The organism is Streptomyces sp. NPDC005181 (genome assembly GCF_040608395.1).
In the GTDB taxonomy this organism is placed as follows: Bacteria; Actinomycetota; Actinomycetes; order Streptomycetales; family Streptomycetaceae; genus Streptomyces.
In genome coordinates this window covers 29544-56182 of the sequence record NZ_JBEXID010000002.1, presented here as the reverse complement: position 1 = coordinate 56182, position 26639 = coordinate 29544, and the positions used below count along the sequence as shown (strand labels likewise).

The following is a 26639-nucleotide window of genomic DNA, read 5'->3' as shown; positions in this document are numbered from 1 at the left end:
TCCGATCCGGCCGGACCCCCCTGGTGTCCGTGAGCCTGCTGCGGCTGCACGGCGCACCCGGGGTGATCGACGAACCGGGGACCCTCCCCGGTTCCCGGGCCGATGCACGTATCGGCCCGGGACGGGCCGGGGCGTGCCGGGTCAGGAGAGGGCGCGGCCGATCAGATAGACGGCAGGCGCCGCTGCGGTCAGCGGGAGCGCCACACCGGCGGTCAGGTGCACAAAACGTGACGGGTAGTCGTAGCTGGCCACCCGCAGTCCGATCAGTGCACAGCCGCCGGCTGCGAGCCCGAGGAGGGCACCCTTCGCGCCGAGGTCGGTGAGCCCGCCCGCCGCGACACCGGCGCCGGCGGCGGCGAGCAGCGCCACCACGACCGAGACCGGTCCGGGCAGCGGCAGCGCGCGGGCGAGCACGGCGACCGCGACGGTCACGCCGCCCACTGTCACCGCGTCCGGCACCGCCGCAAGATGTCCGGCGGCGAGGATCGCCAGGGCCGCCGAGGCGACGGTGGCCATCAGCCCGTACATCCGCTCGTCGGCGCCCGCGTGGCTGCGGAGCTGGAGGACGACGGTGAGCAGCACCCAGATGCCGAGGGTGCCGAGGATCGCCGCCGGGGCGTTCTCCCGCCCTGCGGCGAGCAGCACGACATCGGCGACGAACCCACCGGCGAAGGCGAGTGCGATGCCCTGCCGGGCCGGCCACATGCCGTTCAGCCGGAACCAGCCCGCCGCGGTCACGGCCTGGAGCAGCACCAGCGGCACGAACAGGGCGTACTGACCGATCGCGGCACCGAGGGCGAGCAGCAGCCCGAGCCCCGCGGTGATCGCGGCCGGCTGCATGCCCGGCGCGATGATCGGCGAACGGCCCTCGGCGCGGGCGCGCTGGGCGTCGGTGATGCGGCTGTTGCCCAGGGTGGTGGGCGCGCTGTAACCGGAGGTGTCGGGCCCGGCCGCGATGTCCGCTGCGGCATCGGCCGGGGCCGCCTCGGCGACCGCGACGGCCGGGGCCTCGGGTGGCAGCGGATACGAGCCCGGGGCGCCCTGTGGAGCCGGCTGCTCACCGGCCGCGGCGACCGGCTGCTGCGGCTGTGCCGGCTGGACCGGGTACGGCTGCTCGTACTGCTGCTGGGCATACGGCTGTTCGTACTGCTGCTGGGCATACGGCTGCTCGTACTGCTGGTTGTACTGCGGCTGCTGGTACTGCGGCTGGTGCTGCCCGGGCTGGACGGTCGGCTGGTACTGGGTGTCCCAGGTCTGGCCCTCCCACGTCTGCGTGGCACCGGGGTCCTGGAACGCCTGGTTGTCCGGGTCGTACGGGGCGTGCTGCCCGTACGGCTGCTCGCCGTACGGGGGCTGCGGCTCCTGCCCCTGTCCGTACGCGTACCCGTACCCCGCCCCGGACTCCTGTCCGTACGGATGCTGCTGATCGCTGCTGCTCATGTTCTGCGGTTCACCCTCCTGCGAACGGCGGGAGCACCTCGACCGTGCCGCCCTCGGCAAGGCGTACGGTCTCATGGCTGCGGGTCCCGACGGGGTCACCGTCGATCAGGAACGAGCACCGTCGCAGCACTCGGGTGAGCTCACCGGGGTGCCGCTCACGCACCGCGTCGAGTGCCTCGGCGAGCGTCGCAGCCGCGTACGGCTCCTCCGCGGTTCCGGCGGCCGCCTTGGCGGCGGCCCAGTAGCGGATCGTTCCCGCTGGCATGGCGGCGCTCCCTTCGTCTCGCGTCAGTTGTCCATGATGAATCACGCCGCGACCGACCAGTCCGCGATGCGGGTGAGCAAGCTCTCGTCCGCTGCGTTCTCGGCGTGCCCCATGCCCCGCTCCAGCCACAGCTCGGCGCCGCCCTGCGCTGCGTCCGCCAGCATTCTCGGGTGGTCGACCGGGAAGTACGGGTCCTTGTCGCCGTGCACGATCAGCAGCGGGGCCGGGGCGATGAGCGGGACCGAATCGACCGGGGAGAGCGGCACGGGGTTCCATCCGTTGCGGTCGATCCGGGTGCGGAAGCCGTACCGGCCGACCAGTCGGCCGGTGGGCCGGGTCACCACCCAGTGCAGGCGTCGCATCGGAGCCGTACCCCGGTAGTACCAGCGGGCGGGGGCACTCACAGCAACCACTGCATCCGCGTGCGCTTCTGTGCGCCCCCCGTGCGCGGGAACCGTACGGGGGAGCTGTTCCGTGGCCGTAGTCGTGCCGGGTGCCGTATACAGCGCGCCGTGCCGAAGCACCACAGAACCCCCCATCGAGAACCCGACCGTAACCACCCGGCGGTGTCCGAGGGAGCGCGCCCAGGCCACCGCGGCGGCCAGGTCCAGCACCTCGCGGTCACCCACCGTCGACCGCCCGCCGGACCCCCCGTGGCCCCGGAAGGAGAACGTGATCACGGCCGCACGCTGGGAAAACACCTGTGCCGCGCGCCGCACGGCAGGCCGGTCCGCCGATCCGGTGAAACCGTGCGCGACCACGATCGCCGTATCGGCGGCGGCCGGGCCGGCGGCGGGCCCGGCACCGGCCGTACACGGGTCGTACACCGCCTCGATCGACAGCCCGTCATCCGTCCGCAATGTCGTTCGCCGGGCTCCCGGCGTGATCGAGCAAACAGAAGAACTCCGAAACGAACCCTCGGACACAGAACTCATGTGGGTTATTCTGCTGGGAAGAGGATCCGGGCAATGCAGCCCCCGGGTCCTTTTGTGCTTTCCGCGCGTTGTTACGACGACGTTTCGACAAGCTCAGCGGTCCCAGGACGTGGGACCGCGCCGTAAAACCCGTATGACAGATGTCGTACGGCCACACCGAACCGTACGAAGAAGTGCCGCATACTCCCCCGGGCCCCGCCCGGGAGTGCCCCTCTCGCAGGGAACGAGGAGGACCGACGTAATGGGCGAGCAAGGCGAGCAAACCGTGCACGATCATCGACCGACGACCCAGGCAGGTGGGCGGCGATGAGTTCACTGCTGCTTCTGACGAATGCCCTCCAGCCGTCGACGGAGGTGCTTCCCGCCCTCGGTCTGTTGCTGCACAGCGTGCGGGTGGCCCCCGCCGAAGGACCCGCTCTCGTCGACACCCCCGGTGCCGACGTCATCCTGGTGGACGGCCGCCGCGACCTGCCTCAGGTGCGGTCGCTGTGCCAGCTGCTGCGGTCCACCGGACCGGGCTGTCCGCTGATCCTCGTCGTGACGGAGGGCGGTCTCGCGGCCGTCACCGCCGACTGGGGCATCGACGACGTACTGCTGGACACGGCGGGACCGGCCGAGGTCGAGGCCCGGCTGCGGCTCGCCACCGGCCGGCAGCAGATCACCTCCGACGACTCCCCGATGGAGATCCGCAACGGCGACCTGTCGGTCGACGAGGCGACGTACAGCGCGAAGCTGAAGGGCCGGGTCCTCGACCTGACCTTCAAGGAATTCGAACTGCTCAAGTACCTCGCCCAGCACCCGGGCCGGGTCTTCACCCGCGCCCAGCTGCTCCAGGAGGTCTGGGGCTACGACTACTTCGGCGGTACGCGGACGGTCGACGTCCACGTCCGGCGGCTACGCGCCAAGCTCGGCCCCGAGCACGAGTCGCTGATCGGCACGGTCCGCAACGTCGGCTACCGCTTCGTCGCACCGGAGAAGGTGGAGCGCGCGTCCGAGGAGGCCAAGGCCAAGGCCCAGGCGGCGGCGAGGACGATGGCGGCCGCACCGGCCGAACCCGTCGCCCGTCCGGAGCACTCGGAGGTAGCCGAGGTCACGGAAGAAGCCCCGGTCCGGCCTGCCAAGAGGTAGGTCCATCCGCGTAGACTGCCGCGCGTGGCCAAGGTGACGCGGGACGATGTGGCGAGACTGGCGGGGACGTCGACCGCGGTCGTCAGCTACGTCATCAACAACGGACCCCGGCCGGTTGCCCCGGCCACGCGCGAGCGGGTACTCGGTGCGATCAAAGAGCTGGGCTACCGGCCCGACCGGGTCGCGCAGGCGATGGCGTCGCGGCGGACCGATCTCATAGGAATGATCGTTCCGGACGCGCGCCAGCCGTTCTTCGCAGAGATGGCGCACGCGGTCGAACAGGCCGCGGCCGAGCGCGGAAAGATGGTCCTCGTCGGCAACTCCGACTACCGCGACGAGCGCGAGGTCCACTACCTGCGGGCCTTCCTCGGGATGCGGGTCTCCGGGCTGATCCTGGTCAGCCAGGGCCCCAGCGAGCGAGCGGCGGCCGAAGTAGAGGCGTGGGACGCACGGGTCGTGCTGCTGCACGAGCGGCCGGAGGCGATCGACGACGTCGCGGTCGTCACGGACGACATCGGCGGCGCGCAGCTGGCCACCCGGCACCTTCTCGAGCACGGCAACGCATACGTGGCGTGCCTCGGCGGCATGGAGACGACCCCGGCGGTCGGCGACCCGGTCGCCGACCACGTCGAGGGCTGGCGTCGGGCGATGCACGAGTCGGGACGGTCGACGGAGGGCCGGCTCTTCCAGGCCCCGTACAACCGTTACGACGCCTACCAGGTGGCGCTCGGGCTGCTCGTCGGCCCGGACCGCCCGCCGGCGATCTTCTGCTCGACGGACGACCAGGCCATCGGGGTATTGCGGGCGGCGCGCGAACTGCGGATCGACGTGCCCGGGGAGCTCGCGGTGGCGGGCTTCGACGACGTGAAGGAAGCGGGTCTGACCGATCCGCCACTGACCACGATCTCCTCGGACCGCCCGGCGATGGCGCGGGCCGCGGTGGACCTGGTGCTCGACGACTCGCTGCGGGTGTCGGGGTCGCGACGGGAGCGGCTGAAGCAGTTCCCGTCGGCGCTGGTGGTGCGGCGGTCGTGCGGGTGCGGGGAGCCGGCGGCCGGTCTCCGGAGGTAGGCGGCGACGTCCGCACGGCCTTTATGACGTCCGCACGGCCTTTATATCGGGCATACGTGGTTCTGCCGGGCTTCTCAGGGCGTGCTCAGGCTTCTCTCATGTTCGCTGGCCACAGTCGGAGACATGACTGAGAGCCAGCGCCCGAGCGGCGAGTACCCGATGTACCCCTCGTACGGCAACGGCGACGCGGCCTACCCGCCGCCGCCTGCGTACCAGCCCGCGCAGCCGATCTCCACGGGCCCCGGAACCACCGTGTGGCCGGGCAGCGGCGGCGCCGACGGTCACAGTGGCGGCGACGGCGGCTTCGGTCAGGGGCTGCCGCAGCCCGCCCCCCAGCCGTCCCGGCACGGGCGCCGGGTCAAGCGGCCGGTCGCCCTGCTGGCGGCCGTGGCCATCGCGGCGGCGGTCGTCGGCGGTGTCACCGCCACTGCTGTCGGCCAGTTCACCGGCACCGGCTCCAGCGGCACCGCCGGCAGCTCAGTGGTCAGCGGCACGACCGTCTCGCAGAGCAGCGCGGGCACCGTCGCCGGTGTCGCAAAGGCGGTGTCGCCGACGATCGTCGAGATCGGTGCGACCTCGACCGCGGGCGAGTCCACCGGCTCCGGCGTGGTCATCACGTCCGACGGCGAGATCGTCACCAACAACCACGTCATCGCGGGCGCCTCGTCGATCAAGGTGACGCTGAGCACCGGCAGGACGTACACCGCGAAGGTCGTCGGCACCGACGCCGACAAGGACCTGGCACTGATCAAGCTGGAGGGCGCGAGCGGGCTGAAGACAGCCACGCTCGGCGACTCCTCCGGGATCAAGGTCGGCGACCAGGTCGTGGCGATCGGCTCGCCCGAGGGCCTCACCGGCACCGTCACCAGCGGCATCGTCTCCGCACTGAACCGCGATGTCACCGTCGCCAAGGACAGCGAGGGCGGCCAGGACCAGGGGCAGCAGGGCAGGGGCGGAAGTGACTGGCCGTTCGAGTTCGGCGGGCAGCAGTTCAACGGCGACACCGGCAACTCCACCACCACGTACAAGGCCATCCAGACCGACGCCTCGCTCAACCCCGGCAACTCCGGCGGTGCGCTCATCAACATGAACGGCGAGATCATCGGCATCAACTCCGCGATGTACTCCGCGAGTTCGTCCGACGGATCGAGCAGCTCCGGTGCCGGCAGCGTCGGTCTCGGCTTCGCCATCCCGGTGAACACGCTCAAGGCCGACCTGGACACCCTGCGGGCCGGCAACAGCTCCTGAGGAGATCAGTCATGAACCACCCGTCCGACACCCCCACCGGCCCGGCCGACCTGGCGCTGCCGCTCGCACTGGCGGCTGAGTCCGCCGCGGCGGCCCGGCGCGCCCCGGAGCTCCGTACGACCACCACGGTCACCGCCGGCCGCAAGAGCCGGGCCGCGCGACGCCGCTCCGTGGCCGTGGCCGTGCGAGGCTGAAAGCACCCCGGCAGAACAGAGAGAAGAGGACGACGAGCGATGAGCCCCGCCGAAGACGATCCGCAGCGCATCCTGATCGTCGACGACGAGCCGGCCGTGCGCGAGGCCCTGCAACGCAGTCTCGCCTTCGAGGGATACGGCACGCAGGTCGCCGTAGACGGAATCGACGCGCTGACCAAGGCGGAGTCGTACGCCCCCGATCTGATCATCCTCGACATCCAGATGCCGCGGATGGACGGGCTGACCGCCGCCCGCCGCATCCGTTCCACCGGCGCCACCACACCCATCCTGATGCTCACCGCCCGCGACACGGTCGGCGACCGCGTCACCGGGCTCGACGCGGGCGCCGACGACTACCTGGTCAAGCCCTTCGAACTGGACGAGCTCTTCGCCCGCATCCGGGCCCTGCTGCGCCGCAGCTCGTACGCGGCCGCGGCGGGTGGCGACGTCCCCGACGGCAATGTGCTGTCCTTCGCCGATCTGCGGATGGACCTCGCCACCCGCGAGGTCACCCGCGGCTCGCGCCGCGTCGAACTGACCCGGACCGAATTCACGCTGCTGGAGATGTTCCTGGCCCACCCGCGGCAGGTGCTGACCCGCGAGCAGATCCTGAAGGCGGTCTGGGGCTTCGACTTCGAGCCGAGCTCCAACTCCCTGGACGTGTACGTGATGTACCTGCGCCGCAAGACGGAAGCGGGCGGCGAACCGCGGCTCGTGCACACCGTGCGGGGCGTCGGGTACGCGCTGCGGGCCGGCGGGGGCGAGGGGTGACGGGCCCGTTGCGGCGGTTCCGCGCACTGCCGCTCCGCTCCCGGCTGGCGATACTGGTCGCGACCGCGGTGGCGGTCGCGGTGGCAGCGGTGGCGCTGGCCTGCTGGCTGACGACGCGGGACCGGCTGATCGAGCAGCTCGACAGCAGCCTGCGGCAGGTCAATGTCGACCGGCTGGACGTCGAGAATCTGAACACAGCCTGCCTGCAGGGGGTGCCGCAGGACAACAACCCCGGCGGGCCGGAGATCCCCTACACGATCCAGGTGGTGACACCGACAAGCACGAAGCCGTGCACCTGGCCGGCCACCAAGTCCGCGATTCCTGTGCAGTCCGCCGACCGGGCCGTCGCAGCCGGGGAGCGGCAGGACGCGGTGCACACCACCGAGGCGAAGGACGGCGTCAAGATGCGCGTCTACACCTCGGTCGTCCACATCGGCCCGCTGGTCAGGCCCGGCCTCGCCGTCTCGGTGGCATTGCCCATGGAGCAGGTCACGGCCCCCCTCAATCAGCTCGCGGTCGTCCTCCTCATGGTCTCCGGCATCGGCGTCATCGGCGCGGGCGCTGCCGGGCTCTGGGTCGCCCGCGCCGCCCTGCGTCCCGTCGACGAGCTCACCGAGGCCGTCGAGCATGTCGCCCGCACCGAGGACCTCACGCTCCGCATCCCGGTCGAGGGCGAGGACGAGATCGCCCGGCTGTCCCGCTCCTTCAACTCGATGACCGCCTCCCTCGCCACCTCCCGCGACCGGCAGGCGCAGCTGATCGCGGATGCCGGGCACGAGCTGCGGACCCCGCTGACCTCCCTGCGTACGAACGTGGAACTGCTCGCCCGCAGCGACGAGACGGGCCGGCCCATCCCGCCCGACGACCGCAAGGCGCTGATGAAGTCGGTCACGGCGCAGATGACCGAGCTGGCGGCGCTCATCGGCGACCTCCAGGAACTGGCCCGCCCGGACGCGGCCCAGCCCGGCCCGCTCCAGGTCGTCGGCCTGCACGACATCGCCTCCACCGCCCTGGAGCGGGTACGGCTCCGCGGCCCGGAGCTGACCATCACCGCGGACCTCGAACCCTGGTACGTACGGGCCGAGCCGGCGGCGCTGGAGCGGGCGGTCGTCAATGTCCTCGACAACGCGGTGAAGTTCAGCCCGCAGCACGGCACGATCGCCGTGGCCCTGTACGGCGGAGAGCTGACCGTACTGGACCAGGGTCCGGGCATCCCCGCCGAGGAACTCCCGTACGTCTTCGAACGCTTCTGGCGCTCGCCGTCCGCCCGCCAGCTGCCGGGCTCGGGGCTGGGCCTGTCGATCGTGGCGCGCACGGTCCACCAGGCGGGCGGCGAGATCGTCCTGCGCCCGGCGCCGACCGGTGGCACGGAGGCCTCGATCCGCCTGCCGGGCGCACCGCAGCCGCCGCCGGAGAACCCCTGAGCCGCCCCCGGCGACCGCTCAGGTGCGGAGGTTGTGCCGGATCAGTGAGGCGACCAGGCCGGGTCGGGTGGCGGGGAAGTCCAGCGGGACGATCCCGAGCCCGGTCCAGCCGGACACCTCGGAGCCGTCGAGGAACGACTGCACCTGCGGGTTGAGCCGGTCCGCGTTCCAGCGGGGCGGCATCAGGGCCGCCGTGCTCACGTAATTCATGAACAGCTTCCCGGGCTGCTGCGCGGCCTTGCGGAACTGGGACTCGATCTTCGGGTACTTGGCGAACGGCTCCGCCATACCTGATTTTGCGCGGGACTTGCTGCCTTCAGGCCGGGCGGGCAACACATCCCGCCGCACGGAGCCGCGACGCGACATGCTTCGCTGCACTCCTGCTTCGGCAGCGGTCAGGGCTTGGCCGTCACGTGACCCGCGGGGTCACGTGAGAAGCCGCCTCGTTGACGAGGGGGAGGAGTCACGTAGTCGTCCTGGATGTGTCGTCGGCGACGAGATGCAGAGCCCGGGGCGACGTAACACACCCCCGGGCACTCTGCTGTTATCAGCGAGAAGCGCAGCCTTGCCGCAGGCCTCCCCCCGCACGAGCAGCGCGGAGTTGAGACGGAACGGCGACCGTCGACCCGTGGTGTCGACGTAGACGTCGAAGATCCGGCGGACCTCCGCTTCGCTCTCCTCGGAGTACTCCTGCGCTGAGCTGCTCGGCGACGGTGGTGTTCTGGCACTCGGTCCACGGGCCGCCGTAGCGGGCGCCGGAGTCGTGCGCGCCGGGGATGGTCAGGCGCTGCACGGGGGTGGCGTCGGCGAGGCCGGCCATCCAGTCCTGCGTGGTGAGGGCCGCCCGGCGGGCTGCGGCGGTCGCAGGTTCCGTCCCGGCGAGAGCGGTGGCGGAGAGGGCGAGTGCGCCGGTTAAGAAGGTTCTGCGGGTGCTCATGCGGGTGCCTCCGTCGGCTGTGTGGGGGGCAGCCTTCGGAGTGTGACGGGTACACGCCACAAGAGGAACGGGACCCCATCGCCCGGACGCGGCCCTGACAGCGCCTAGACCATGGCCGGGCCCGTCGCCTGGCGTACCGCTGCCACCGTGCTCGCCTCCACCGCGGCGACGCCCGCTTCGCTCGCCGGTCCCAGGCCGTGGCGGGCGGCGAGCCATGAGGCGTCGTTGCAGGTCACCCAGGTGTCGCCGGCGGCGTCCTGCCATGCCAGCGCCTTCGACGGGAGGTCGATGCCGGCGGTCTGCCGGTCCTGCATCAGCTGCGTGCCGCCCTCGGGCTTGCCGAAGATGAGCAGCTCGGTCGGCCGGAGTTCCAGGCCGATGCGGGCCGCATGGTCCGCATGGTCGATCCGTGCGAACACCTGGAAGCCAGAGGCGGTGATCGCCTCCTGGAGCCGGTCGATCGTTTCGCGGACGGACCCGTTGCAGGCAACGGTGACCAGGCCGTCGTCTGCGTCTGCTTCTGCAGTCATGTCTCCGACACTAAGCGAGGCCCCGCCCCGAACCCGTGACGACAACGGGGCGGTGGGCCGGATGGCCCACCGCCCCGCACACTCGGTCACCGAACCTACTGAATGACCGTGATCCGGTCCGTGGCCGGCGGTGCCAGCGGCGCCGTGGCCGACGAGTGCGCCGCCAGGTACGCGTTGAACAGGTCCAGGTCGGACGCGCCGACCAGCTTGTCGGTGCCCTGTCCGAGCGCCGCGAAGCCGTCGCCGCCGCCCGCCAGGAACTCGTTCATCGCGACGCGGTACGTCTTGGCCGGGTCGATCGCCGCGCCGTTCAGCTTGATCGTGTCGACGGCGACACGGGCCGCGCCCGTCTTCGTCATGTCGAGGGTGTACGTGAGGCCCTTGGACACCTGAAGGATCTTCGGGCTGGCCGCGTTGGCGCCGCTGACCTGCTGCTGGAGCGCGCTGATCAGCTGCGCGCCGGTCAGGTCGACGACGTTCATCATGTTGGTGAAGGGCTGCACGGTGAACGACTCGCCGTACGTCACCACCCCGTCGCCCTCACTGCCGGTCGACTTGTACACCAGGTCTCCCCGGATACCGCCCGGGTTCATGAAGGCGACGACCGCCCCGCCCTTGTCCGCCGGGGCCAGGCCCTCCAGCTGCGCGTCGGCGATCAGGTTGCCGAGCGGCTTCTCGGGGGCCGTGGAACCGCGGCCGTTGATGTCGGCGGAGATGAAGCCCTGCGGCTTGCTCGCGATAGGGGCCGCGAGGGTGTTCCAGCGGGCGATCAGGGCCGTCATGTCGGTGGCCTTGGGCTGGTCCCGGGTGACGATGTGGTTCGCCGAGGTCGGGTTCGAGGAGCTCGACGACTTCACCGACGTACGCACGATGTCCTTGGTGCGGCGGTCGTACGTGAGGGTCGTGTCCGTGTACAGCTTGCCGAACGACGACGCCGAGGTGACCAGGCGCGGGTTGCCCGCCGGGTCCGGCACGGTGCACACGTACGCCTGGTGCGTGTGGCCCGTGACCAGTGCGTCGACCTTCGGGCTGATGCCCTTGGCGATGTCCATGATCGGCCCGGAGATGCCGTCACCGGCGCCGGGGCTGTCGCAGTTGTAGTTGTACGAGGAGGAGGCCGGCGCCCCGCCCTCGTGGATGAGCGCGACGATGGACTTCACGCCCTGCCGGTCGAGTTCCTTGGCGTACTTGTTGACCGTCTCGATCTCGTCGTGGAACTTCAGGCCCTTGACGCCGTTGGCGGTGACGATGTTCGGCGTGCCCTCCAGGGTCACCCCGATGAAGCCGATCTTGACGCCGTTCTTCTTCCACACCGTGTACGGCTTGAGGATCGGCTTGCCGGTCTTCTCGTCCGTCACGTTGGCGGCGAGGTACGGGAAGTCGGCGCCCCGGAACGTCTTGTCCTTCTCGTAGCACCCCTCGACCGGGTGGCAGCCGCCGTTCTGGAGGCGGGCCAGCTCGGTGGCACCCTCGTCGAACTCGTGGTTGCCGACGGTCGTCACATCGAGGTCGATCCCGTTGAGCGCCTCGATGGTCGGCTCGTCGTGGAAGAGCCCGGACAGCAACGGGCTCGCGCCCACCATGTCGCCGCCGGCCGCGGTGATGGAGTACGGATGGCCCTGGCGCGCGGTGCGCAGCGAGGAGGCGAGGTACTCGACACCACCGGCCGGGACCGCCTTCGTCGTGCCGTCGGCCTGTGTCTCGGTGACGTTGCCGGCCGAACCGGCGGGCGGCTCCAGATTGCCGTGCAGGTCGTTGAAGGACAGCAGCTGGACGTCGACGGTGCGGGCGGGCGTGTGGTGCCCGTGACCATGGCCGTTACCGCGGTCCTGGGCGCCGGCCGGCATCGCGGCAACGAGCGCGCCGACGGTGGCCAGCCCGGCCGCGGCGGCGAGCACCCGCCGTGACGCACGGTTCTTCTGCGGTGTCGCTGACATCGGTCCCCTTGTGAGTTCAGCGGGAGGGTTCGGCCCGCAGCCTAGAGTCAACGCGCGTAGCGCGACAGGTGTTTCGAGTTACGAACCGGTTGCCATGTAGTGAGTAAGGGGATCAACTCCCCCGCACCACCCGCATCTCGCACCTACTCGGTCGAAAACGTCACGGCAATGGCCGAACCCCGCGACACCCCACTGCCCCCCTCACCGCCCCGCCCCGCCGTACGCTCGTACGCATGACGACTGATGTACCCCTCCCCGCCCCCGGGCGTGAGATCCGGACGCTCGACGTGCTCTCTGCCGACCAGGCCGGAGCCGTCCTCGATCTGCTCGACGAAGCGACCCGCGCCGACGGCAGGCCCGCGGTCTCCGAGCAGGGCCGGCTGCAGCTCAGGGGCGGGCGCCGGGAGGGTGTGCGCCACCTGCTGCTCACCAGCTCGGGCACCCTCGTCGGGTACGCGCAGCTGGAGGACACCGACCCCGTCGAGGCGCCGGCCGCCGAGCTGGTCGTGCACCCCGCGCACCGCGGCCAGGGGCACGGGCGGGCGCTGGGCGCCGCGCTGCTCGCCGCCACCGGGAAGCGGCTGCGCGTCTGGGCGCACGGCGGGAAGTCCGCGGCGCGCCATCTCGCCCAGGTCCTCGGCCTCTCCCTCTTCCGTGAACTGCGTCAGCTTCGCCGCGGCTTGAGTCCGCTGGACATCGCGGAGCCCGTACTGCCGCCGGGCGTCACCATCCGCACCTTCGTGCCCGGCCAGGACGACGCCGCCTGGCTCGCGGTGAACAGCGCCGCCTTCGCCCACCACCCCGAGCAGGGGTCGCTCACCCAGCGCGACCTGGACGACCGCAAGGCCGAGCCGTGGTTCGACCCGAAGGGCTTCTTCCTGGCCGAGCGCGACGGCGAGCTGATCGGCTTCCACTGGACGAAGGTGCACGCCGAGGAGCAGCTCGGCGAGGTGTACGTCCTCGGCATCCGGCCCGACGCGCAGGGCGGCGGCCTCGGCAAGGCGCTCACCGCGATCGGGCTGCGCCACCTCGCCGCCGAGGGGCTGCCGACCGCGATGCTCTACGTCGACGCGGACAACAAGGCGGCCCTGACGGTGTACGAGCGGATGGGCTTCGCCACCCATGAGGTGGACCTGATGTACCGCACGGAGTCCTGAGCAGCCGGTACGAAGTCCGGGCAGCCCGCTCGCAGTCCTGGTCCGGCACCGCTTTCCGCGGGGCGGCGTCGCTTGACGCCGCCCCTTCTTTCCGACACCCTTTCACTACTCAATTAGTGAAAGGAGTGAACATGGCAGAGTCCGCAGCGGTCGAGTTCCGCATCGACCGCCGCAGCGGCGTCGCCACGTACCTCCAGATCGTCCAGCAGACCAAACAGGCCCTCCGCCTCGGACTGCTGGAGCCCGGCGACCGGCTGCCCACCGCACGCGAGGTCGTCGAGACCACCGCCATCAATCCGAACACCGTGCTCAAGGCCTACCGCGAGCTGGAACGCGAAGGCCTCGTCGAGGCCCGGCGCGGGCTCGGCACGTTCGTGCGGCGGACCCTCGGATCCACGGCCACCACGGACACACCCCTGCGAGGGGAACTCACCGACTGGGCCCGCCGGGCCCGGGAGGCGGGACTGGAACGCGACGACATGAATGCGCTCTTCACTGCCGTACTCGACAGCATGTTCAAGGGGGACAGCCACACATGACAGGCGCTGCGATCGAGGCGACCGGCCTCGGTATGAAATACCGGCGCAGGGCCGGGGGGTGGGCGCTGCGCGACTGTTCGTTCCGGCTGCCCACGGGGCGCGTGTGCGCGCTCGTCGGACCCAACGGCGCAGGCAAGTCCACCCTGCTCGCCCTTGCCGCAGGGTTCCTGCGGCCGGTCGAGGGAACGGTACGGATCCTGGGCACCACACCCGCCGAGGCGCGGCCCCGGATGGCCTTCGTGGCCCAGGACAAGCCGCTGTACCCGCAGTTGACGGTCGCCGAGACGCTCTGGGCGGGCGCCGAGCTGAACCCCGCCACCTGGGACCGGGCCACGGCCGAGCGCGTCATCGGGGATCTCCCCGATGACGCCAGGGTCCGTACGCTCTCCGGCGGTCAGCGCACCCGCCTAGCGCTCGCCCTCGCACTCGGCAAGCGCGCCGAACTGCTGCTGCTCGACGAGCCGATGGCCGATCTCGACCCGCTCGCCCGGCACCAGCTGATGGGCGTCCTGATGGCGGAGGCAGCCGAGCACGCGACCACCATCGTGATGTCCTCGCACATCCTCACCGAGCTGGAGGGCGCCTGCGACTACCTCCTGCTCGTCGACGGCGGCCGGGTCCGCCTCGGCGGCGAGACGGAGGACATCCTCGCCGCGCACACCCTGCTGACGGGTCCGGTACGGGACCTGGCGCCGCACACCGTCGTCGAGTCCCGCACGACGGGACGACAGCTGACCGCACTGGTACGGAGGGAGGGCCCGGTGGACGACTCGGCCTGGGAGATCGCGGAACCGTCACTGGAGGAGCTGCTGCTGGCGCATCTCCGTTCACCGGAGGCACCTGCGCTGCTGACGCCGAGCGCGGAAGCCGGCAGAGAGGTGGCTGCCGTATGAGCGCCATCGGTCTGCATACGCCCGTCGCACCCGCCGCCGGGTTGCGGGGCCCCCTCCGGGTCCTGCTGCGCCAGCACCGCCGTTCCCTGTGGGCGGCCGGCGCGCTGCTGGTGCTGGGCATCGGCATCGTGGTCGGGCTCCGGATCTGGGTCGCGGTCGCGAGCTCGGCCGAACGCTGCGCCGACGGCGATATCACCCGCTGCGGCGACGGCTCCTACCTGTCCACCTACGCCCGCTCCCACACCGAGGGCTATCTGGCGAGCGGTGGTACCGCTGTCCTGCTGCTCGCCGGGCTCATCGGCGTCTTCGTCGCGGGACCGCTGATCGCCCGCGAGCTGGAGAGCGGCACGTACCGGATGGCCTGGACCCAGTCGGTGTCCCCGGCCCAGTGGCTGGCGGCCCGGCTCGCCCTTCCTGCGGCTCTGGCGACCGCCGGTATGACCACTCTCGTCCTCGTCTACCGATGGGGCCGGTCAGGCATAAGAAGCAAGGCGGACGCCTACGACCTGAACTGGTTCCAGAGCGGTATCCACCCCGCGCTCGGCCTGACCGCCGTCGCCTACGCCCTGCTGGCCGTGGCCGTCGGTGCCCTGTGCGCCGTGGTCGTACGCCGTACCGTTCTGTCCATGAGCCTCACGGCCCTGGTCCTGGGCACGGTCATGCTGGGGCTCGGCAAGCGCCGCTACGAGCTCTGGCCGACCGTCCGCTATCTGGGTCGCGACTTCCCGAGCGGTGACCCCTGGCACATCGAGTCGGGCATGCTCACCGCCTCCGGCAAGGAGATCTACTGGAAGGACTGCCTCCCGGCCGGCTCGGGGGAGGCCTTCACGAGCTGCCTGCGCAACCGGGGCGGCATCACGGCCTTCAGCGACTACCACCCCGCCTCGCACTTCTGGCCGCTCCAGCTGGTCGAGACCGGCATCCTGCTCGTCCTCGCCGCCGCTGCCGTGGCCCTCGCCTTCCGCGTGCTGCGCCGCCGCCACGGCTGATCCGCTCCTATCACCGGGGTCCGGGCCGCATAGGGGGCGGCCCGGACCCCGCACAGGCGCCCCGCCGCCGCAACCCCGCACCCGCACACCGCTTCCTGCACGTCATGTCGCCGTTACCGCCCATTCAGACGCGCTTGCAACCCTCTCAGGATGCAGCCAGCTGTGCCGACCCCCCGCAACGGGAAAAATCCCGGCAGAGACCGTGCGATTCCCGCGATCTCCGTACCGTCCGACGCGCCCCAGGGGCCTTCCGCGCGGAACAATAGGGCCATGAGCCAGCAGCCCAGCTCCGAGGTCCCGGTCCAGCACGCCGCGCAGCCGTCCATCGGCTCTCTCGCCGCGCACCGCCCGCATGCCGTCGCGTCGGCAAACGGCGGTATTTCCACCGCCGCCGACCTCGATCCCGATCTCGACGCCGACGCGGATGCGTACGAACCCGATGTCGACGGCGACGAGCTGCCCCATGGCCGGTTCCTGGACCGGGAGCGCAGTTGGCTCGCATTCAACGAACGAGTGCTCGAACTCGCCGAGGACGCTGCTACGCCCCTTCTCGAGCGGGCCAATTTCCTCGCCATCTTCGCCTCGAACCTGGACGAGTTCTTCATGGTCCGGGTGGCCGGTCTCAAGCGCCGTATCGCCACCGGCGTCGCCACCCGCTCCGCCTCCGGTCTGCAGCCCCGCGAGGTCCTCGACCTGATCTGGACCCGGTCGCGCGAGCTCATGGCCCGGCACGCCGCCTGCTACCAGCAGGACATCGCGCCCGCACTTTCCGACGAGGGCATCCAGCTGATCCGCTGGCCGGAGCTGACCGAGAAGGAACAGGCCCGCCTGTTCACCTTTTTCCGGCAGCGGGTCTTCCCCGTACTGACGCCGCTGGCCGTCGACCCGGCGCACCCGTTCCCGTACATCTCGGGCCTCTCGCTCAACCTCGCGGTCGTCGTACGCAACCCGGTGAGCGGTCACCGCCATTTCGCCCGCGTCAAGGTGCCGCCGCTGCTGACCCGGTTCCTGGAGGCGTCTCCGCAGCGGTACGTCCCCATCGAGGACATCATCGCTGCGCATCTGGAAGAGCTCTTCCCGGGCATGGAGGTCCTCGCCCACCACATGTTCCGGGTCACCCGGAACGAGGATCTGGAGGTCGAGGAGGACGACGCCGAGAACCTCCTCAAGGCCCTGGAGAAGGAGCTCATGCGGCGCCGCTTCGGCCCGCCGGTACGCCTGGAGGTCGAGGAGTTCATCGACCCGTACGTCCTTGACCTTCTGGTCCGCGAGCTCAAGGTGTCCGACGCCGAGGTCTACCCGCTGCCCGGACCGCTCGACCTCACCGGCCTGTTCGGCATAGCGTCGCTGGACCGGCCCGAGCTGAAGTTCCCCAAGTTCATCGCGGGCACCCACCGCGATCTCGCCGAGGTCGAGTCCGCCTCCGCACCCGACATCTTCGCCGCACTGCGCGAACGCGATGTGCTGCTGCACCACCCGTACGACTCGTTCTCCACCTCCGTCCAGGCGTTCCTGGAGCAGGCGGCGGGTGACCCGGACGTGCTCGCGATCAAGCAGACGCTGTACCGGACCTCGGGCGACTCGCCGATAGTCGACGCGCTGATCGACGCCGCCGAGTCCGGCAAGCAGGTCCTCGTGCTCGTCGAGATCAAGGCCCGCTTCGACGAGCAGGCCAACATCAAGTGGGCGCGCAAGCTGGAGGAAGCCGGCTGCCATGTCGTCTACGGCCTCGTCGGGCTGAAGACCCACTGCAAGCTGTCGCTCGTGGTCCGCCAGGAGGGCGACACCCTGCGCCGCTACTCGCACGTCGGGACCGGCAACTACCACCCGAAGACGGCGCGGCTGTACGAGGACCTCGGCCTGCTGACCGCGGACCCCCAGGTCGGGGCGGACCTCTCCGACCTCTTCAACCGGCTCTCCGGCTACTCCCGCCGCGAGACGTACCGCCGACTGCTCGTCGCCCCGAAGTCCCTGCGCGACGGACTGATCTCCCGCATCAACAAGGAGATCGCGCACCAGCGGGCCGGACGCCCCGCCTACGTACGGTTCAAGGTCAACTCGATGGTCGACGAAGCGATCATCGACGCCTGCTACCGGGCCGCCCAGGTGGGCGTGCCGGTGGACATCTGGGTACGCGGCATCTGCGCGATCCGCCCCGGCGTCCCCGGCCTCTCCGAGAACATCCGGGTCCGCTCGATACTGGGCCGCTTCCTCGAACACTCCCGGGTCTTCTCGTTCGGCAACGGCGGCGAACCCGAAGTGTGGTTCGGCAGCGCCGACATGATGCACCGCAACCTCGACCGCCGGATCGAAGCACTGGTCCGCGTCACCGACCCCGCCCACCGCGTCGCGCTCAGCCGACTCCTGGAGACCGGTATGGCCGACACCACCTCCTCCTGGCACCTGGGTCCCGACGGGAACTGGACCCGGCACGCCACGGACACGGACGGCCAGCCGCTGCGGCATGTACAGGAAATGCTCATTGACGCCCGGAGGCGCCGGCGTGCGACGCCCTGACCACCAGACGACGACCCGGACGGACGTGTCCGCGGGCGCGGTCCTCGGCCCCTACCTGCAGGAACAGGCCGCGGACTTCCTGCGGAGCCTGCGACTGCGCCGCGAGAACAGCGCCCCCACGGACGCCGGGTCACTCGCCGCCGAAGAGGCCGCCGGCGCCCTGCGCCGGTCGGCCCGCCGCATCAGCGGCACCCTGCACACCTTCCGCTCGGCACTCGAACCGGGCTGGGCCGAACAGCTCCGTACGGAACTGGCCTGGCTCTCCGGCACCCTGGCCCGCGAGCACGCGTACGCGACCCGGCTCACCCGCCTCCTCGATGCGCTGCACGCCCTGTCCGGCACCTCGCTGCCGGCGGCCCGCGCGCAGGCCGCCGGCACCGCATCCCGCGACACCGATACCACCCAGCGCGAAGTCGCCCCGCAGGTCGCCCACGCCAAGGAACGCGCCGCGCTCGACGTCGGTGCGGCGCGGGCCGGGGCGCTGCTGGAGCGGCAGCTGACCCTTGCCAGGACCCGCGCACACTCGACGGCGCTCCAGGCGCTCGGCTCGTCCCGGTTCCACGCCGTCGCCGATGCGGTCGCCCTGCTCGCCTCCGAGGTCCCGCTCTCCGCCGCGGCCACCGCCCCGGCCGTCGAGATGCTGCACGGGCCGGCCGACCGTGCCGAACAGCGGCTGCTCGGCGCGGTGGCCGCGCTCCCGTCGGACGAGGCGGTCGAGCCGTACAACGAGGCGTACGACGCGCCCTGGCACCAGACCCGCCTTCTGCTGCGACTGCACCGGTACGCCCACGAGGTAGTACGCGGCGCCCCCGACCCGGTCCTGGCCGCGCCCGGGCACGCGCTCGACCTGCACCGGGACGCGGCGGAGGCCGCATCGGCGGCGGCATCGGCGGCCCGCACACCCCGGATCGCGCCGGCCACCGCGTACGCCCTGGGGGTGCTCCACGCCGACCAGCGGCACGAGGTGGAGGCGGCCCGCGGGGTGTTCCGGGAGACCTGGCCGTACGCGGCGGCCGTGACCGCGTCATGACCGGGACCACCGTGCAGGCCGCGGGGTGCGTGCTGTGGCGCCGGGCTCCGTACTCCGGAGAACTGGAGATCTGCCTGGTCCACCGGCCCCGCTACGACGACTGGTCGCACCCGAAGGGCAAGCTCAAGCGCGGCGAGCCGGCGAGGGACGCCGCACTGCGCGAGGTCCTGGAGGAGACCGGGCACCACTGCATACCGGGCGCCCCGCTGCCCACCGTCCGGTATGTCGCGAACGGCCGGCCCAAGGAAGTCACGTACTGGGCGGCCGAGGCGACGGACGGCGCGTTCGTCCCGGGCGACGAGGTGGACCGTATCCTCTGGCTCCCCCCGGAAGCAGCCCGCGGCCGGCTCACCCAGCCCCGCGACCGCGCCTTGCTGGACGCAGTGCTGACCGCCCTGCCGACGGCATAGGGCGCATTCAAGCCAGCCCGGCACCACCCAGGCCCGGCCGGCACCTGAGGGCGCCTTCGAGCCGCCCGGCGCACCCCGGCCCGCCCTGCACCTGAGGACACAGAGGCCACCGGACCACCGGTCACCACACGCTCCGTGCACACCACGCGACCGCCGCGCGAGCACCGCACCGCACCGCCCGCCACGGTTCACCTTCCGTTCACTCTCCCCCGTAGGCCACTTCACCTGTTCTGCCTAATTTCGGCAGTGCACGGTGCGCGGCGAAACGCCGCACCACCCACCACATCGCACGCCGTCGTAGAACGAAAAAGACCTCGGCGGCTTCTGGAAGGAAAAACCCGAAAGTGAAGCTTCAGCGCAAGAACCGGCTTCGTGCCACCGCGCTCGGTGCCCTCGCCGTCTCCAGCGCCCTGGTCCTCACGGCGTGCGGTTCGGACAACAACAGCGGCAGCGCCACCGGCGGCAGCGGCGAGAAGACGAGCGCCGCGTCGGACGTCAAGTGCGACGACGCCAAGGGTCAGCTGCTCGCCTCCGGCTCCAGCGCGCAGAAGAACGCCATGGACCTCTGGGTCAAGAACTACATGGCCGGCTGCGAGGGCGTGGAGATCAACTACAAGGCGTCGTCCTCCGGTGAAGGCATCATCGCCTTCAACCAGGGCACCGTCGGCTTCGCGGGCTCCGACTCGGCCCTGAAGCCCGAAGAGGTCACCGACTCGAAGAAGATCTGCAAGACCGGCCAGGGCATCAACCTCCCGATGGTCGGCGGCCCGATCGCGATCGGCTTCCACCTCGAGGGTGTCGACAGCCTGACGCTGGACGCCCCCACGCTCGCCAAGATCTTCGACGGCAAGATCAAGAAGTGGAACGACACCGCGATCGCCAAGCTCAACGACGGCGCGAAGCTTCCGAACAAGGCGATCCAGGCCTTCCACCGCTCCGAGGACTCCGGCACCACGCAGAACCTCGGCAAGTACCTCGCCGCCACCGCATCGAACGACTGGAAGTACGAGCCCGAGAAGAAGTGGCCGGCCCCCGGTGGCCAGGCCGCGTCCGGCTCCGCCGGTGTCGCCGCCCAGGTGAAGCAGGTCGACGGTTCGATCGGTTACTTCGAGCTCTCGTACGCCTCCTCGCAGTCCATCTCCACGGTCGACATCCAGACCGGTGGCTCCGCCCCGGTCAAGGCCTCCTCGGAGAACGCCTCCAAGGCCATCGCCGCCGCCAAGATCACGGGCACCGGCAAGGACCTGGCGCTCGGCCTCGACTACACCACCAAGGCCGAGGGTGCGTACCCGATCGTCCTGGTGACGTACGAGGTCGTCTGCGACACGGGCAACAAGGCCGAGACGCTCCCCACGGTCAAGTCCTTCCTGAACTACACCGCCGGTGACGCGGGCCAGAAGCTCCTCACCGAGGCCGGCTACGCGCCGATCCCGACCGAGATCAACGCCAAGGTCCGCGAGACCATCGCTTCCCTCTCGTAATCACAAGCACCACCAGTAACACCAGCTGAATCAGCTCCACAGGCAACACACGGCAGGCCGACCCGGTGCACCCCTCCGGGTCGGCCCGCCGCCCCATCCCATCCGGTGCACCGCCGCCAGGGGAGCCACACCGCTCCCCCACACAGACCGGAAAGACCATGGCTTCCACCACACCGATAGACACGCCACCGGCGCGCCCGGTGCAGCGCAAGCGCGCCAGGCCCAAAGCCACCGGACGCGCAGGCGACAAAATCTTCCTGGGCCTCTCACGGGGTTCAGGCATTCTGCTGCTCGTGATCATGGCGTCGATCGCCGTGTTCCTGACGTACCGCGCGACCCTCGCCGTCTCCAAGGACCAGGGCAACTTCTTCACCACGCTGGACTGGAACCCGGTCGGCGACAAGCCGGTCTTCGGTATCGCGGTCCTGCTCTTCGGCACGGTCGTCAGCTCGATCATCGCGATGCTCATCGCGGTTCCGATCGCTGTCGGCATCGCCCTCTTCATCTCGCACTACGCGCCGCGCAAGCTGGCCGCGCCCCTCGCCTACGTCGTCGATCTGCTGGCCGCAGTGCCGAGCATCGTGTACGGCATCTGGGGCGCCCTCTTCCTGGTCCCGTACCTGGAGGGCCTGAACCTCTGGCTCGACCAGTTCTTCGGCTGGACGTACGTGCTGGAGAAGACCGAGGTCGGCGTCGCCCGCTCGCTCTTCACGGTCGGCATCCTGCTCGCGATCATGATCCTGCCGATCGTGACGAGCGTCAGCCGCGAGGTCTTCCTCCAGGTCCCGAAGATGAACGAGGAAGCCGCCCTCGCTCTCGGCGCCACCCGCTGGGAAGTCATCCGCCTCTCGGTGCTGCCCTTCGGCCGCTCCGGCGTGATCTCCGCGTCGATGCTGGGCCTCGGACGCGCACTCGGCGAGACGATGGCCGTCGCCACGGTCCTGTCGCCGAGCTTCATCATCTCGGCGCATGTACTCAATCCCGGCGGCGGAACTTTCGCCCAGAACATCGCCGCGAAGTTCGACGAGGCCGACCAGTTCGGGCGTGACGCCCTGATCGCCTCCGGCCTCGTCCTCTTCGTCCTCACCCTGCTGGTCAACGGCGCGGCCCGGCTCATCATCGCCCGCCGCAAGGAGTACTCGGGGGCCAACGCATGAGCCGTGTAACCAACACCGGTATACAGGAGCGCCCCTCCCCCACGGCGGCGGCTTCCCGGAACAGCCTCAGCAGCCGGGCGCTCCCCCGCTGGGCCCCGTTCGCCTTCGCGGCCGCAGCGGTCGTGCTCGGCGTCGGCATCGGCGCGGCGGCGGGCTGGCAGAGCCGCACGCAGTGGGGCCTGTTCTCCGCGGTGCTCTTCGTCGTCATCTCGTACGTCACGACGTCGGTCGTCGAGAACCGGCGCCAGGCCAAGGACCGGCTCGCCACCAGCGTCGTCTGGGTGTGCTTCTTCCTCGCCGTCGTCCCGCTGGCCTCGCTGGTCTGGACGACGGTCAGCCGCGGCTCGAAGGCCCTGGACGGCTACTTCCTCACCCACTCCATGGCCGGCGTGCTCGGCACGGAGCCGGGCGGCGGTGTCTACCACGCACTGATCGGCACCCTGGAGCAGGTCGGCATCGCCACCGTGATCTCCGCCCCGATCGGCCTGCTGACCGCCGTCTACCTGGTGGAGTACGGCAAGGGCGCGCTCGCCAAGGCCGTGACGTTCTTCGTCGACGTGATGACCGGTATCCCGTCCATCGTGGCCGGCCTCTTCATCCTGTCGATCATGCTGCTGGCGCAGCTCCAGCCGTCCGGCCTGATGGGTTCGCTGGCGCTCACGATCCTGATGATCCCGGTCGTGGTCCGCTCCACCGAGGAGATGCTCAAGCTCGTCCCGAACGAGCTCCGCGAGGCATCGCTCGCCCTCGGCATCCCGAAGTGGCGCACCATCTTGAAGGTGGTCCTGCCCACCGCGATCGGCGGCATCACCACCGGTGTGATGCTCGCGATCGCCCGGATCGCCGGCGAGACCGCACCGATCATCCTGCTGGTCTTCGGCAGCCAGCTGATCAACCCGAACCCCTTCCAAGGCGCACAGTCGTCGCTCCCCTTCTACATCTGGGAGCAGTACAAGATCGGCAGTGAGGCGTCGTACGACCGCGCCTGGGCCGCCGCTCTGGTCCTGATCGCCTTCGTCATGATCCTCAATCTGGTGGCCCGCGGTATCGCCCGCTGGAAGGCCCCGAAGACCGGCCGCTGACGCGGCACGAAAGAAGCAGTGATTCAGATGGCCAAGCGCATCGACGTCAGCGGCCTGTCCGCCTATTACGGCTCCCACCTCGCCATCGAGGACATCTCGATGACCGTCGAGCCCCGCTCCGTGACCGCCTTCATCGGCCCGTCCGGCTGCGGCAAGTCCACCTTCCTGCGCACCCTGAACCGGATGCACGAGGTCACCCCCGGTGGCCGCGTCGAGGGCAAGGTGCTGCTGGACGACGAGAACCTGTACGGCTCCCACGTCGACCCGGTCACCGTGCGCCGCACGGTGGGCATGGTCTTCCAGCGCCCGAACCCGTTCCCGACCATGTCGATCTTCGACAATGTCGCGGCGGGCCTGAAGCTGAACGGTTCGTACAGGAAGAGCGAGCTGTCGGACGTCGTCGAGAAGTCCCTCCGCGGCGCCAACCTCTGGAACGAGGTCAAGGACCGCCTGAACAAGCCCGGCTCCGGCCTCTCCGGCGGCCAGCAGCAGCGCCTGTGCATCGCCCGCGCGATCGCGGTCGAGCCGGATGTGCTGCTGATGGACGAGCCGTGCTCCGCCCTGGACCCGATCTCCACCCTCGCCATCGAGGACCTGATCGGCGAGCTGAAGGAACGCTTCACGATCGTCATCGTGACGCACAACATGCAGCAGGCGGCCCGCGTCTCGGACCGCACGGCGTTCTTCAACCTCGCGGCGGTCGGCAGGCCCGGCAAGCTCGTGGAAATCGACGAGACGGAACGGATCTTCTCCAACCCATCGGTCCAGGCTACGGAGGACTACATCTCCGGCCGCTTTGGGTGACCAAGGACAGCCTTGGGGTGCTGCATGGCGGTGCCACCCACAAGGCAAAGGGTCCGCCCCCGCTCCCCACAAGGGAACGGGGGCGGACCCAATTCACTTCAAGCCCACCCGGCCGACAGACCCACTCCGGCCGGCGGCACATCATTGAGGACAAAGCAGCCACCGGGCACCCCCGGTACCCCAGCCCGTCACCCGAACAGCAGCACGACAAGCCCGTAACTCGTAGCAGCGACCAGGGCCGCAGCCGGCATCGTGATGAACCACCCGAGGATGATGTTCTTCGCGACCCCCCACCGCACCGCGTTCACCCGCTTCGTCGCCCCCACACCCATGATCGCCGAGGTGATCACATGCGTCGTGGAGATCGGTGCGTGAAACAGGTACGCCGAGCCGAACATGATCGACGCCCCGGTCGTTTCGGCGGCGAAACCCTGCGGCGGGTCCAGCTCGATGATCTTCCGGCCGAGCGTCCGCATGATCCGCCAGCCACCCGCGTACGTACCCAGCGAGAGCATCAGCGCGCAGACGAGCTTCACCCAGACCGGGATCGGGTCGTTCGGACCCTCGACATCGGCGATGACCAGCGCCATCACCACGATGCCCATCGTCTTCTGCGCGTCCTGCAGACCGTGCCCGAGCGCCATCCCGGCCGCCGAGACCGTCTGCGCTATCCGGAAACCGCGCTTGGTTTTGTGCGGGTTGGAATTCCGGAACAGCCACATGATCGTGACCATCACCAGATAGCCGACTATCAGACCGACGACGGGCGAGACGAACATCGGGATGACGATCTTTTCGAGCACCCCGTCCCAGTGCACCATCGTTCCGCCGGCCAGCGCCGCGCCGACCATGCCGCCGAACAGGGCGTGCGAGGACGACGACGGAAGCCCGAAGTACCAGGTCACGAGGTTCCAGATGATCGCGCCGACGAGCGCGGCGAAGAGGATGCCCATCCCCTTCTGTCCCTCGGGCGTCGCGATCAGGCCCTCACTGACGGTCTCGGCGACCCCCTGGCCCAGGAAGGCACCGGCGAGGTTCATCACCGCGGCCATCGCCAGGGCCGCCCGCGGGGTCAGTGCCCGGGTGGAGACCGAGGTGGCGATGGCGTTCGCCGAGTCGTGGAAGCCGTTCGTATAGGTGAAGCCGAGCGCGACAGCGATGGTCACGATCAGCGCAAAGGTGTCCACGTGGTTCAGGACTCCTTGACCGCAATGGTCTCCACCGTGTTGGCGACGTGTTCGAACGCGTCGGCCGCCTCTTCCAGCACATCCACGATCTGCTTGAGCTTCAGGACCTCAATGGCGTCGTACTTGCCGTTGAAGAGATGGGCGAGCAGCTTCCGGTGGATCTGGTCGGCCTGGTTCTCCAGACGGTTGACCTCGATCCAGTACTCGGTGAGGTTGTCCATCGTCCGCAGACTCGGCATCGCCTCGGCGGTGAGCTCGGCCGCCCGCGCCAGCACCTCGATCTGCTGCTCGACACCCTTGGGGAGTTCTTCGACCTGGTACAGCACGACCAGGTCGACGGCCTCCTCCATGAAGTCCATGATGTCGTCGAGCGACGATGCGAGCTTGTAGATGTCCTCGCGGTCGAACGGCGTGATGAAAGAGGAGTTCAGCTGGTGGAAGATCGCGTGGGTGGCATCGTCCCCCGCGTGCTCCGCTGCCCGCATACGTTCCGCGATCTCGACTCGGGAGGCAGAGTCCGCCCCGAGCAGTTCCATCAGGAGTTTCGAGCCCGTGACGATGTTGTCCGCGGATGCGGAGAACATGTCGTAGAAGCTCGTCTCCCTGGGGGTCAGACGAAAGCGCACGTGGGGTCCTCGGGATGCTTTGGATTCGGTCAGGCTGATGCTAGGCGCATCATCCGGCCACGGCTAACCGGCATTCTTCAGTGTCGCGCATCGGACACAGTGATCAGCATGGGCCCCCGGTCACGGTTCAGCTGAATTCGTTAGGATATACCCTCCAGGGGTATATAAAACGGCAGGGTAAAGGGAAAACGGGAGGCATCCATGAGCACCACCGAGACCACAGAGGCGACGGATCCCACAGAGGCGACGGACCCCACATCGATCGTCACCGACCACGACCGCGGCATACACGGCTACCACCACCAGAAGGCCGAGCACGTCAAGCGGCTGCGCCGGATCGAGGGCCAGATCCGCGGCCTGCAGCGGATGGTCGACGAGGACGTCTACTGCATCGACATACTGACCCAGGTCTCGGCGTCCACGAAGGCCCTCCAGTCGTTCGCGCTCCAGCTCCTGGAGGAGCATCTGCGGCACTGCGTCGCCGACGCGGCGGTCAAGGGCGGCGAGGAGATCGATGCGAAGGTCGAGGAAGCCACGAAGGCGATCGCCCGCCTCCTCCGCACCTGAGGTGACCCCACCTGACGTGGACTTCCGTCACCCCTTCCTTTTCACCGCTCTCCCGACCGGCCCCCTTCGCCCGTCACCCCCGGTGGTCGCCCTGCCGGGGGACGGTGGGGCGTTCGGCGGTGGCCGTCACCCTGACGTTGAGCACTTCGTCGATACGGTCCGCACTGAGCCGTTCCCCGATCGCCGCCGACGCCGCGATCATCAGCTCCCCGCACAGCTCGATCTCGGCAAGGGCCACACGGTCCTGATCGGTCCGAGTGCTGAGCGTCACCACGTACGTCACCTCTCACTGCCGTCGCCGACTTCCTAGCGTAGGGAGC

At 69.9% G+C, this 26639-nt stretch carries 26 protein-coding genes and 2 pseudogenes; 18 read left to right on the top strand and 10 right to left on the bottom strand.

Annotated features, from left to right (window positions below; genetic code table 11):
• Positions 1-141: 141 nt before the first annotated feature.
• The 3 genes from ABZV38_RS02155 to ABZV38_RS02145 are packed head-to-tail and all read right to left on the bottom strand — an operon-like array spanning position 142 to position 2640.
• On the bottom strand, positions 142-1440 hold the full coding sequence (locus tag ABZV38_RS02155) for a hypothetical protein (protein WP_356323600.1): 1299 nt from the start codon (positions 1438-1440) through the stop codon (positions 142-144).
• 10 nt (positions 1441-1450) lie between these two features.
• The gene (locus ABZV38_RS02150) at positions 1451-1705 is read right to left on the bottom strand and encodes a MoaD/ThiS family protein (RefSeq protein WP_356323598.1); all 255 of its coding nucleotides are present in this window, start codon (positions 1703-1705) and stop codon (positions 1451-1453) included.
• 41 nt (positions 1706-1746) lie between these two features.
• Complete coding sequence (locus ABZV38_RS02145; RefSeq protein WP_356323596.1) at positions 1747-2640, bottom strand: alpha/beta fold hydrolase; 894 nt, start codon at positions 2638-2640, stop codon at positions 1747-1749.
• Between the two features lie 306 nt (positions 2641-2946).
• Here ABZV38_RS02145 and ABZV38_RS02140 point away from each other — a divergent pair, with 306 nt between their 5' ends.
• From ABZV38_RS02140 to ABZV38_RS02115, 6 genes are all read left to right on the top strand, one after another.
• Positions 2947-3768 (top strand): response regulator transcription factor, encoded by an 822-nt coding sequence (locus ABZV38_RS02140; protein WP_356323594.1) that lies wholly within the window; start codon positions 2947-2949, stop codon positions 3766-3768.
• 24 nt (positions 3769-3792) lie between these two features.
• A complete protein-coding gene (locus ABZV38_RS02135; RefSeq protein WP_356323592.1) occupies positions 3793-4839 on the top strand; it encodes a LacI family DNA-binding transcriptional regulator in 1047 nt (348 codons plus the stop codon).
• Between the two features lie 123 nt (positions 4840-4962).
• On the top strand, positions 4963-6087 hold the full coding sequence (locus tag ABZV38_RS02130) for a trypsin-like peptidase domain-containing protein (RefSeq protein ID WP_356323590.1): 1125 nt from the start codon (positions 4963-4965) through the stop codon (positions 6085-6087).
• 11 nt (positions 6088-6098) lie between these two features.
• A complete protein-coding gene (locus tag ABZV38_RS02125) occupies positions 6099-6281 on the top strand; it encodes a hypothetical protein (protein ID WP_356323588.1) in 183 nt (60 codons plus the stop codon).
• Positions 6282-6320: 39 nt separating this feature from the next.
• The gene (locus tag ABZV38_RS02120) at positions 6321-7052 is read left to right on the top strand and encodes a response regulator transcription factor (RefSeq protein ID WP_356323586.1); all 732 of its coding nucleotides are present in this window, start codon (positions 6321-6323) and stop codon (positions 7050-7052) included.
• On the top strand, positions 7049-8476 hold the full coding sequence (locus ABZV38_RS02115; protein WP_356323584.1) for a HAMP domain-containing sensor histidine kinase: 1428 nt from the start codon (positions 7049-7051) through the stop codon (positions 8474-8476). Before ABZV38_RS02120 ends, ABZV38_RS02115 begins: the two co-directional genes overlap by 4 nt.
• A gap of 18 nt (positions 8477-8494) precedes the next feature.
• On the opposite strand, the pseudogene ABZV38_RS02110 reads toward ABZV38_RS02115, so the two are convergent.
• The 4 genes and pseudogenes from ABZV38_RS02110 to ABZV38_RS02095 form a co-directional block, all read right to left on the bottom strand.
• A pseudogene (locus tag ABZV38_RS02110) lies at positions 8495-8764 on the bottom strand (phospholipase); the annotation flags it as partial.
• Positions 8765-8994: 230 nt separating this feature from the next.
• Positions 8995-9413 (bottom strand): annotated as a pseudogene (locus tag ABZV38_RS02105) (phospholipase); the annotation flags it as partial.
• 104 nt (positions 9414-9517) lie between these two features.
• Positions 9518-9943 (bottom strand): DUF302 domain-containing protein, encoded by a 426-nt coding sequence (locus ABZV38_RS02100; RefSeq protein WP_356323582.1) that lies wholly within the window; start codon positions 9941-9943, stop codon positions 9518-9520.
• Positions 9944-10038: 95 nt separating this feature from the next.
• Entirely contained in the window at positions 10039-11880 is a 1842-nt protein-coding gene (locus ABZV38_RS02095; protein WP_356323580.1) for a bifunctional metallophosphatase/5'-nucleotidase, read from the bottom strand.
• Positions 11881-12113: 233 nt separating this feature from the next.
• Here ABZV38_RS02095 and mshD point away from each other — a divergent pair, with 233 nt between their 5' ends.
• The 11 genes from mshD (at position 12114) to pstB (ending at position 23939) form a co-directional block, all read left to right on the top strand.
• Complete coding sequence (gene mshD, locus ABZV38_RS02090; protein ID WP_356323577.1) at positions 12114-13037, top strand: mycothiol synthase; 924 nt, start codon at positions 12114-12116, stop codon at positions 13035-13037.
• 131 nt (positions 13038-13168) lie between these two features.
• Positions 13169-13576: a GntR family transcriptional regulator gene (locus tag ABZV38_RS02085; RefSeq protein WP_356323575.1), complete on the top strand. Its 408-nt coding sequence runs from the start codon at positions 13169-13171 to the stop codon at positions 13574-13576.
• Positions 13573-14469 (top strand): ABC transporter ATP-binding protein, encoded by an 897-nt coding sequence (locus ABZV38_RS02080; protein WP_356323573.1) that lies wholly within the window; start codon positions 13573-13575, stop codon positions 14467-14469. The genes ABZV38_RS02085 and ABZV38_RS02080 overlap by 4 nt, the downstream gene beginning before the upstream one ends.
• On the top strand, positions 14466-15458 hold the full coding sequence (locus tag ABZV38_RS02075) for an ABC transporter permease (protein ID WP_356323571.1): 993 nt from the start codon (positions 14466-14468) through the stop codon (positions 15456-15458). Before ABZV38_RS02080 ends, ABZV38_RS02075 begins: the two co-directional genes overlap by 4 nt.
• A 270-nt stretch (positions 15459-15728) precedes the next feature.
• Positions 15729-17975, top strand: coding sequence for an RNA degradosome polyphosphate kinase (locus ABZV38_RS02070; RefSeq protein WP_356323569.1), 2247 nt, complete (start codon positions 15729-15731; stop codon positions 17973-17975).
• On the top strand, positions 17962-19005 hold the full coding sequence (locus ABZV38_RS02065; RefSeq protein ID WP_356323567.1) for a CHAD domain-containing protein: 1044 nt from the start codon (positions 17962-17964) through the stop codon (positions 19003-19005). Before ABZV38_RS02070 ends, ABZV38_RS02065 begins: the two co-directional genes overlap by 14 nt.
• Positions 19002-19415 carry an NUDIX hydrolase gene (locus ABZV38_RS02060; protein WP_356323566.1) on the top strand — a complete coding sequence of 138 codons (414 nt, stop codon included), beginning with the start codon at positions 19002-19004 and terminating at the stop codon, positions 19413-19415. Before ABZV38_RS02065 ends, ABZV38_RS02060 begins: the two co-directional genes overlap by 4 nt.
• 344 nt (positions 19416-19759) lie before the next feature.
• On the top strand, positions 19760-20896 hold the full coding sequence (gene pstS / locus ABZV38_RS02055) for a phosphate ABC transporter substrate-binding protein PstS (RefSeq protein ID WP_356323564.1): 1137 nt from the start codon (positions 19760-19762) through the stop codon (positions 20894-20896).
• A 158-nt stretch (positions 20897-21054) separates the two neighbouring features.
• A complete protein-coding gene (gene pstC / locus ABZV38_RS02050; protein WP_356323562.1) occupies positions 21055-22053 on the top strand; it encodes a phosphate ABC transporter permease subunit PstC in 999 nt (332 codons plus the stop codon).
• The gene (pstA, locus tag ABZV38_RS02045; protein ID WP_356323560.1) at positions 22050-23135 is read left to right on the top strand and encodes a phosphate ABC transporter permease PstA; all 1086 of its coding nucleotides are present in this window, start codon (positions 22050-22052) and stop codon (positions 23133-23135) included. The genes pstC and pstA overlap by 4 nt, the downstream gene beginning before the upstream one ends.
• Before the next feature lie 27 nt (positions 23136-23162).
• Positions 23163-23939, top strand: a complete 777-nt coding sequence (gene pstB, locus ABZV38_RS02040; protein ID WP_356323557.1) for a phosphate ABC transporter ATP-binding protein PstB — start codon at positions 23163-23165, stop codon at positions 23937-23939.
• A gap of 188 nt (positions 23940-24127) precedes the next feature.
• Here the strand turns inward: pstB and ABZV38_RS02035 are convergent, their stop codons facing one another.
• Both ABZV38_RS02035 and ABZV38_RS02030 read right to left on the bottom strand, forming a co-directional pair.
• A complete protein-coding gene (locus ABZV38_RS02035; protein ID WP_356323555.1) occupies positions 24128-25126 on the bottom strand; it encodes an inorganic phosphate transporter in 999 nt (332 codons plus the stop codon).
• 5 nt (positions 25127-25131) lie between these two features.
• Positions 25132-25752: a DUF47 family protein gene (locus ABZV38_RS02030; protein WP_356323553.1), complete on the bottom strand. Its 621-nt coding sequence runs from the start codon at positions 25750-25752 to the stop codon at positions 25132-25134.
• Between the two features lie 201 nt (positions 25753-25953).
• Between ABZV38_RS02030 and ABZV38_RS02025 the strand changes: the two genes are divergently transcribed.
• Positions 25954-26319 (top strand): metal-sensitive transcriptional regulator, encoded by a 366-nt coding sequence (locus tag ABZV38_RS02025; RefSeq protein WP_356323550.1) that lies wholly within the window; start codon positions 25954-25956, stop codon positions 26317-26319.
• Positions 26320-26392: 73 nt separating this feature from the next.
• On the opposite strand, the gene ABZV38_RS02020 is transcribed toward ABZV38_RS02025, so the two are convergent.
• Positions 26393-26593, bottom strand: a complete 201-nt coding sequence (locus tag ABZV38_RS02020; RefSeq protein ID WP_356323548.1) for a hypothetical protein — start codon at positions 26591-26593, stop codon at positions 26393-26395.
• Positions 26594-26639: the final 46 nt, after the last annotated feature.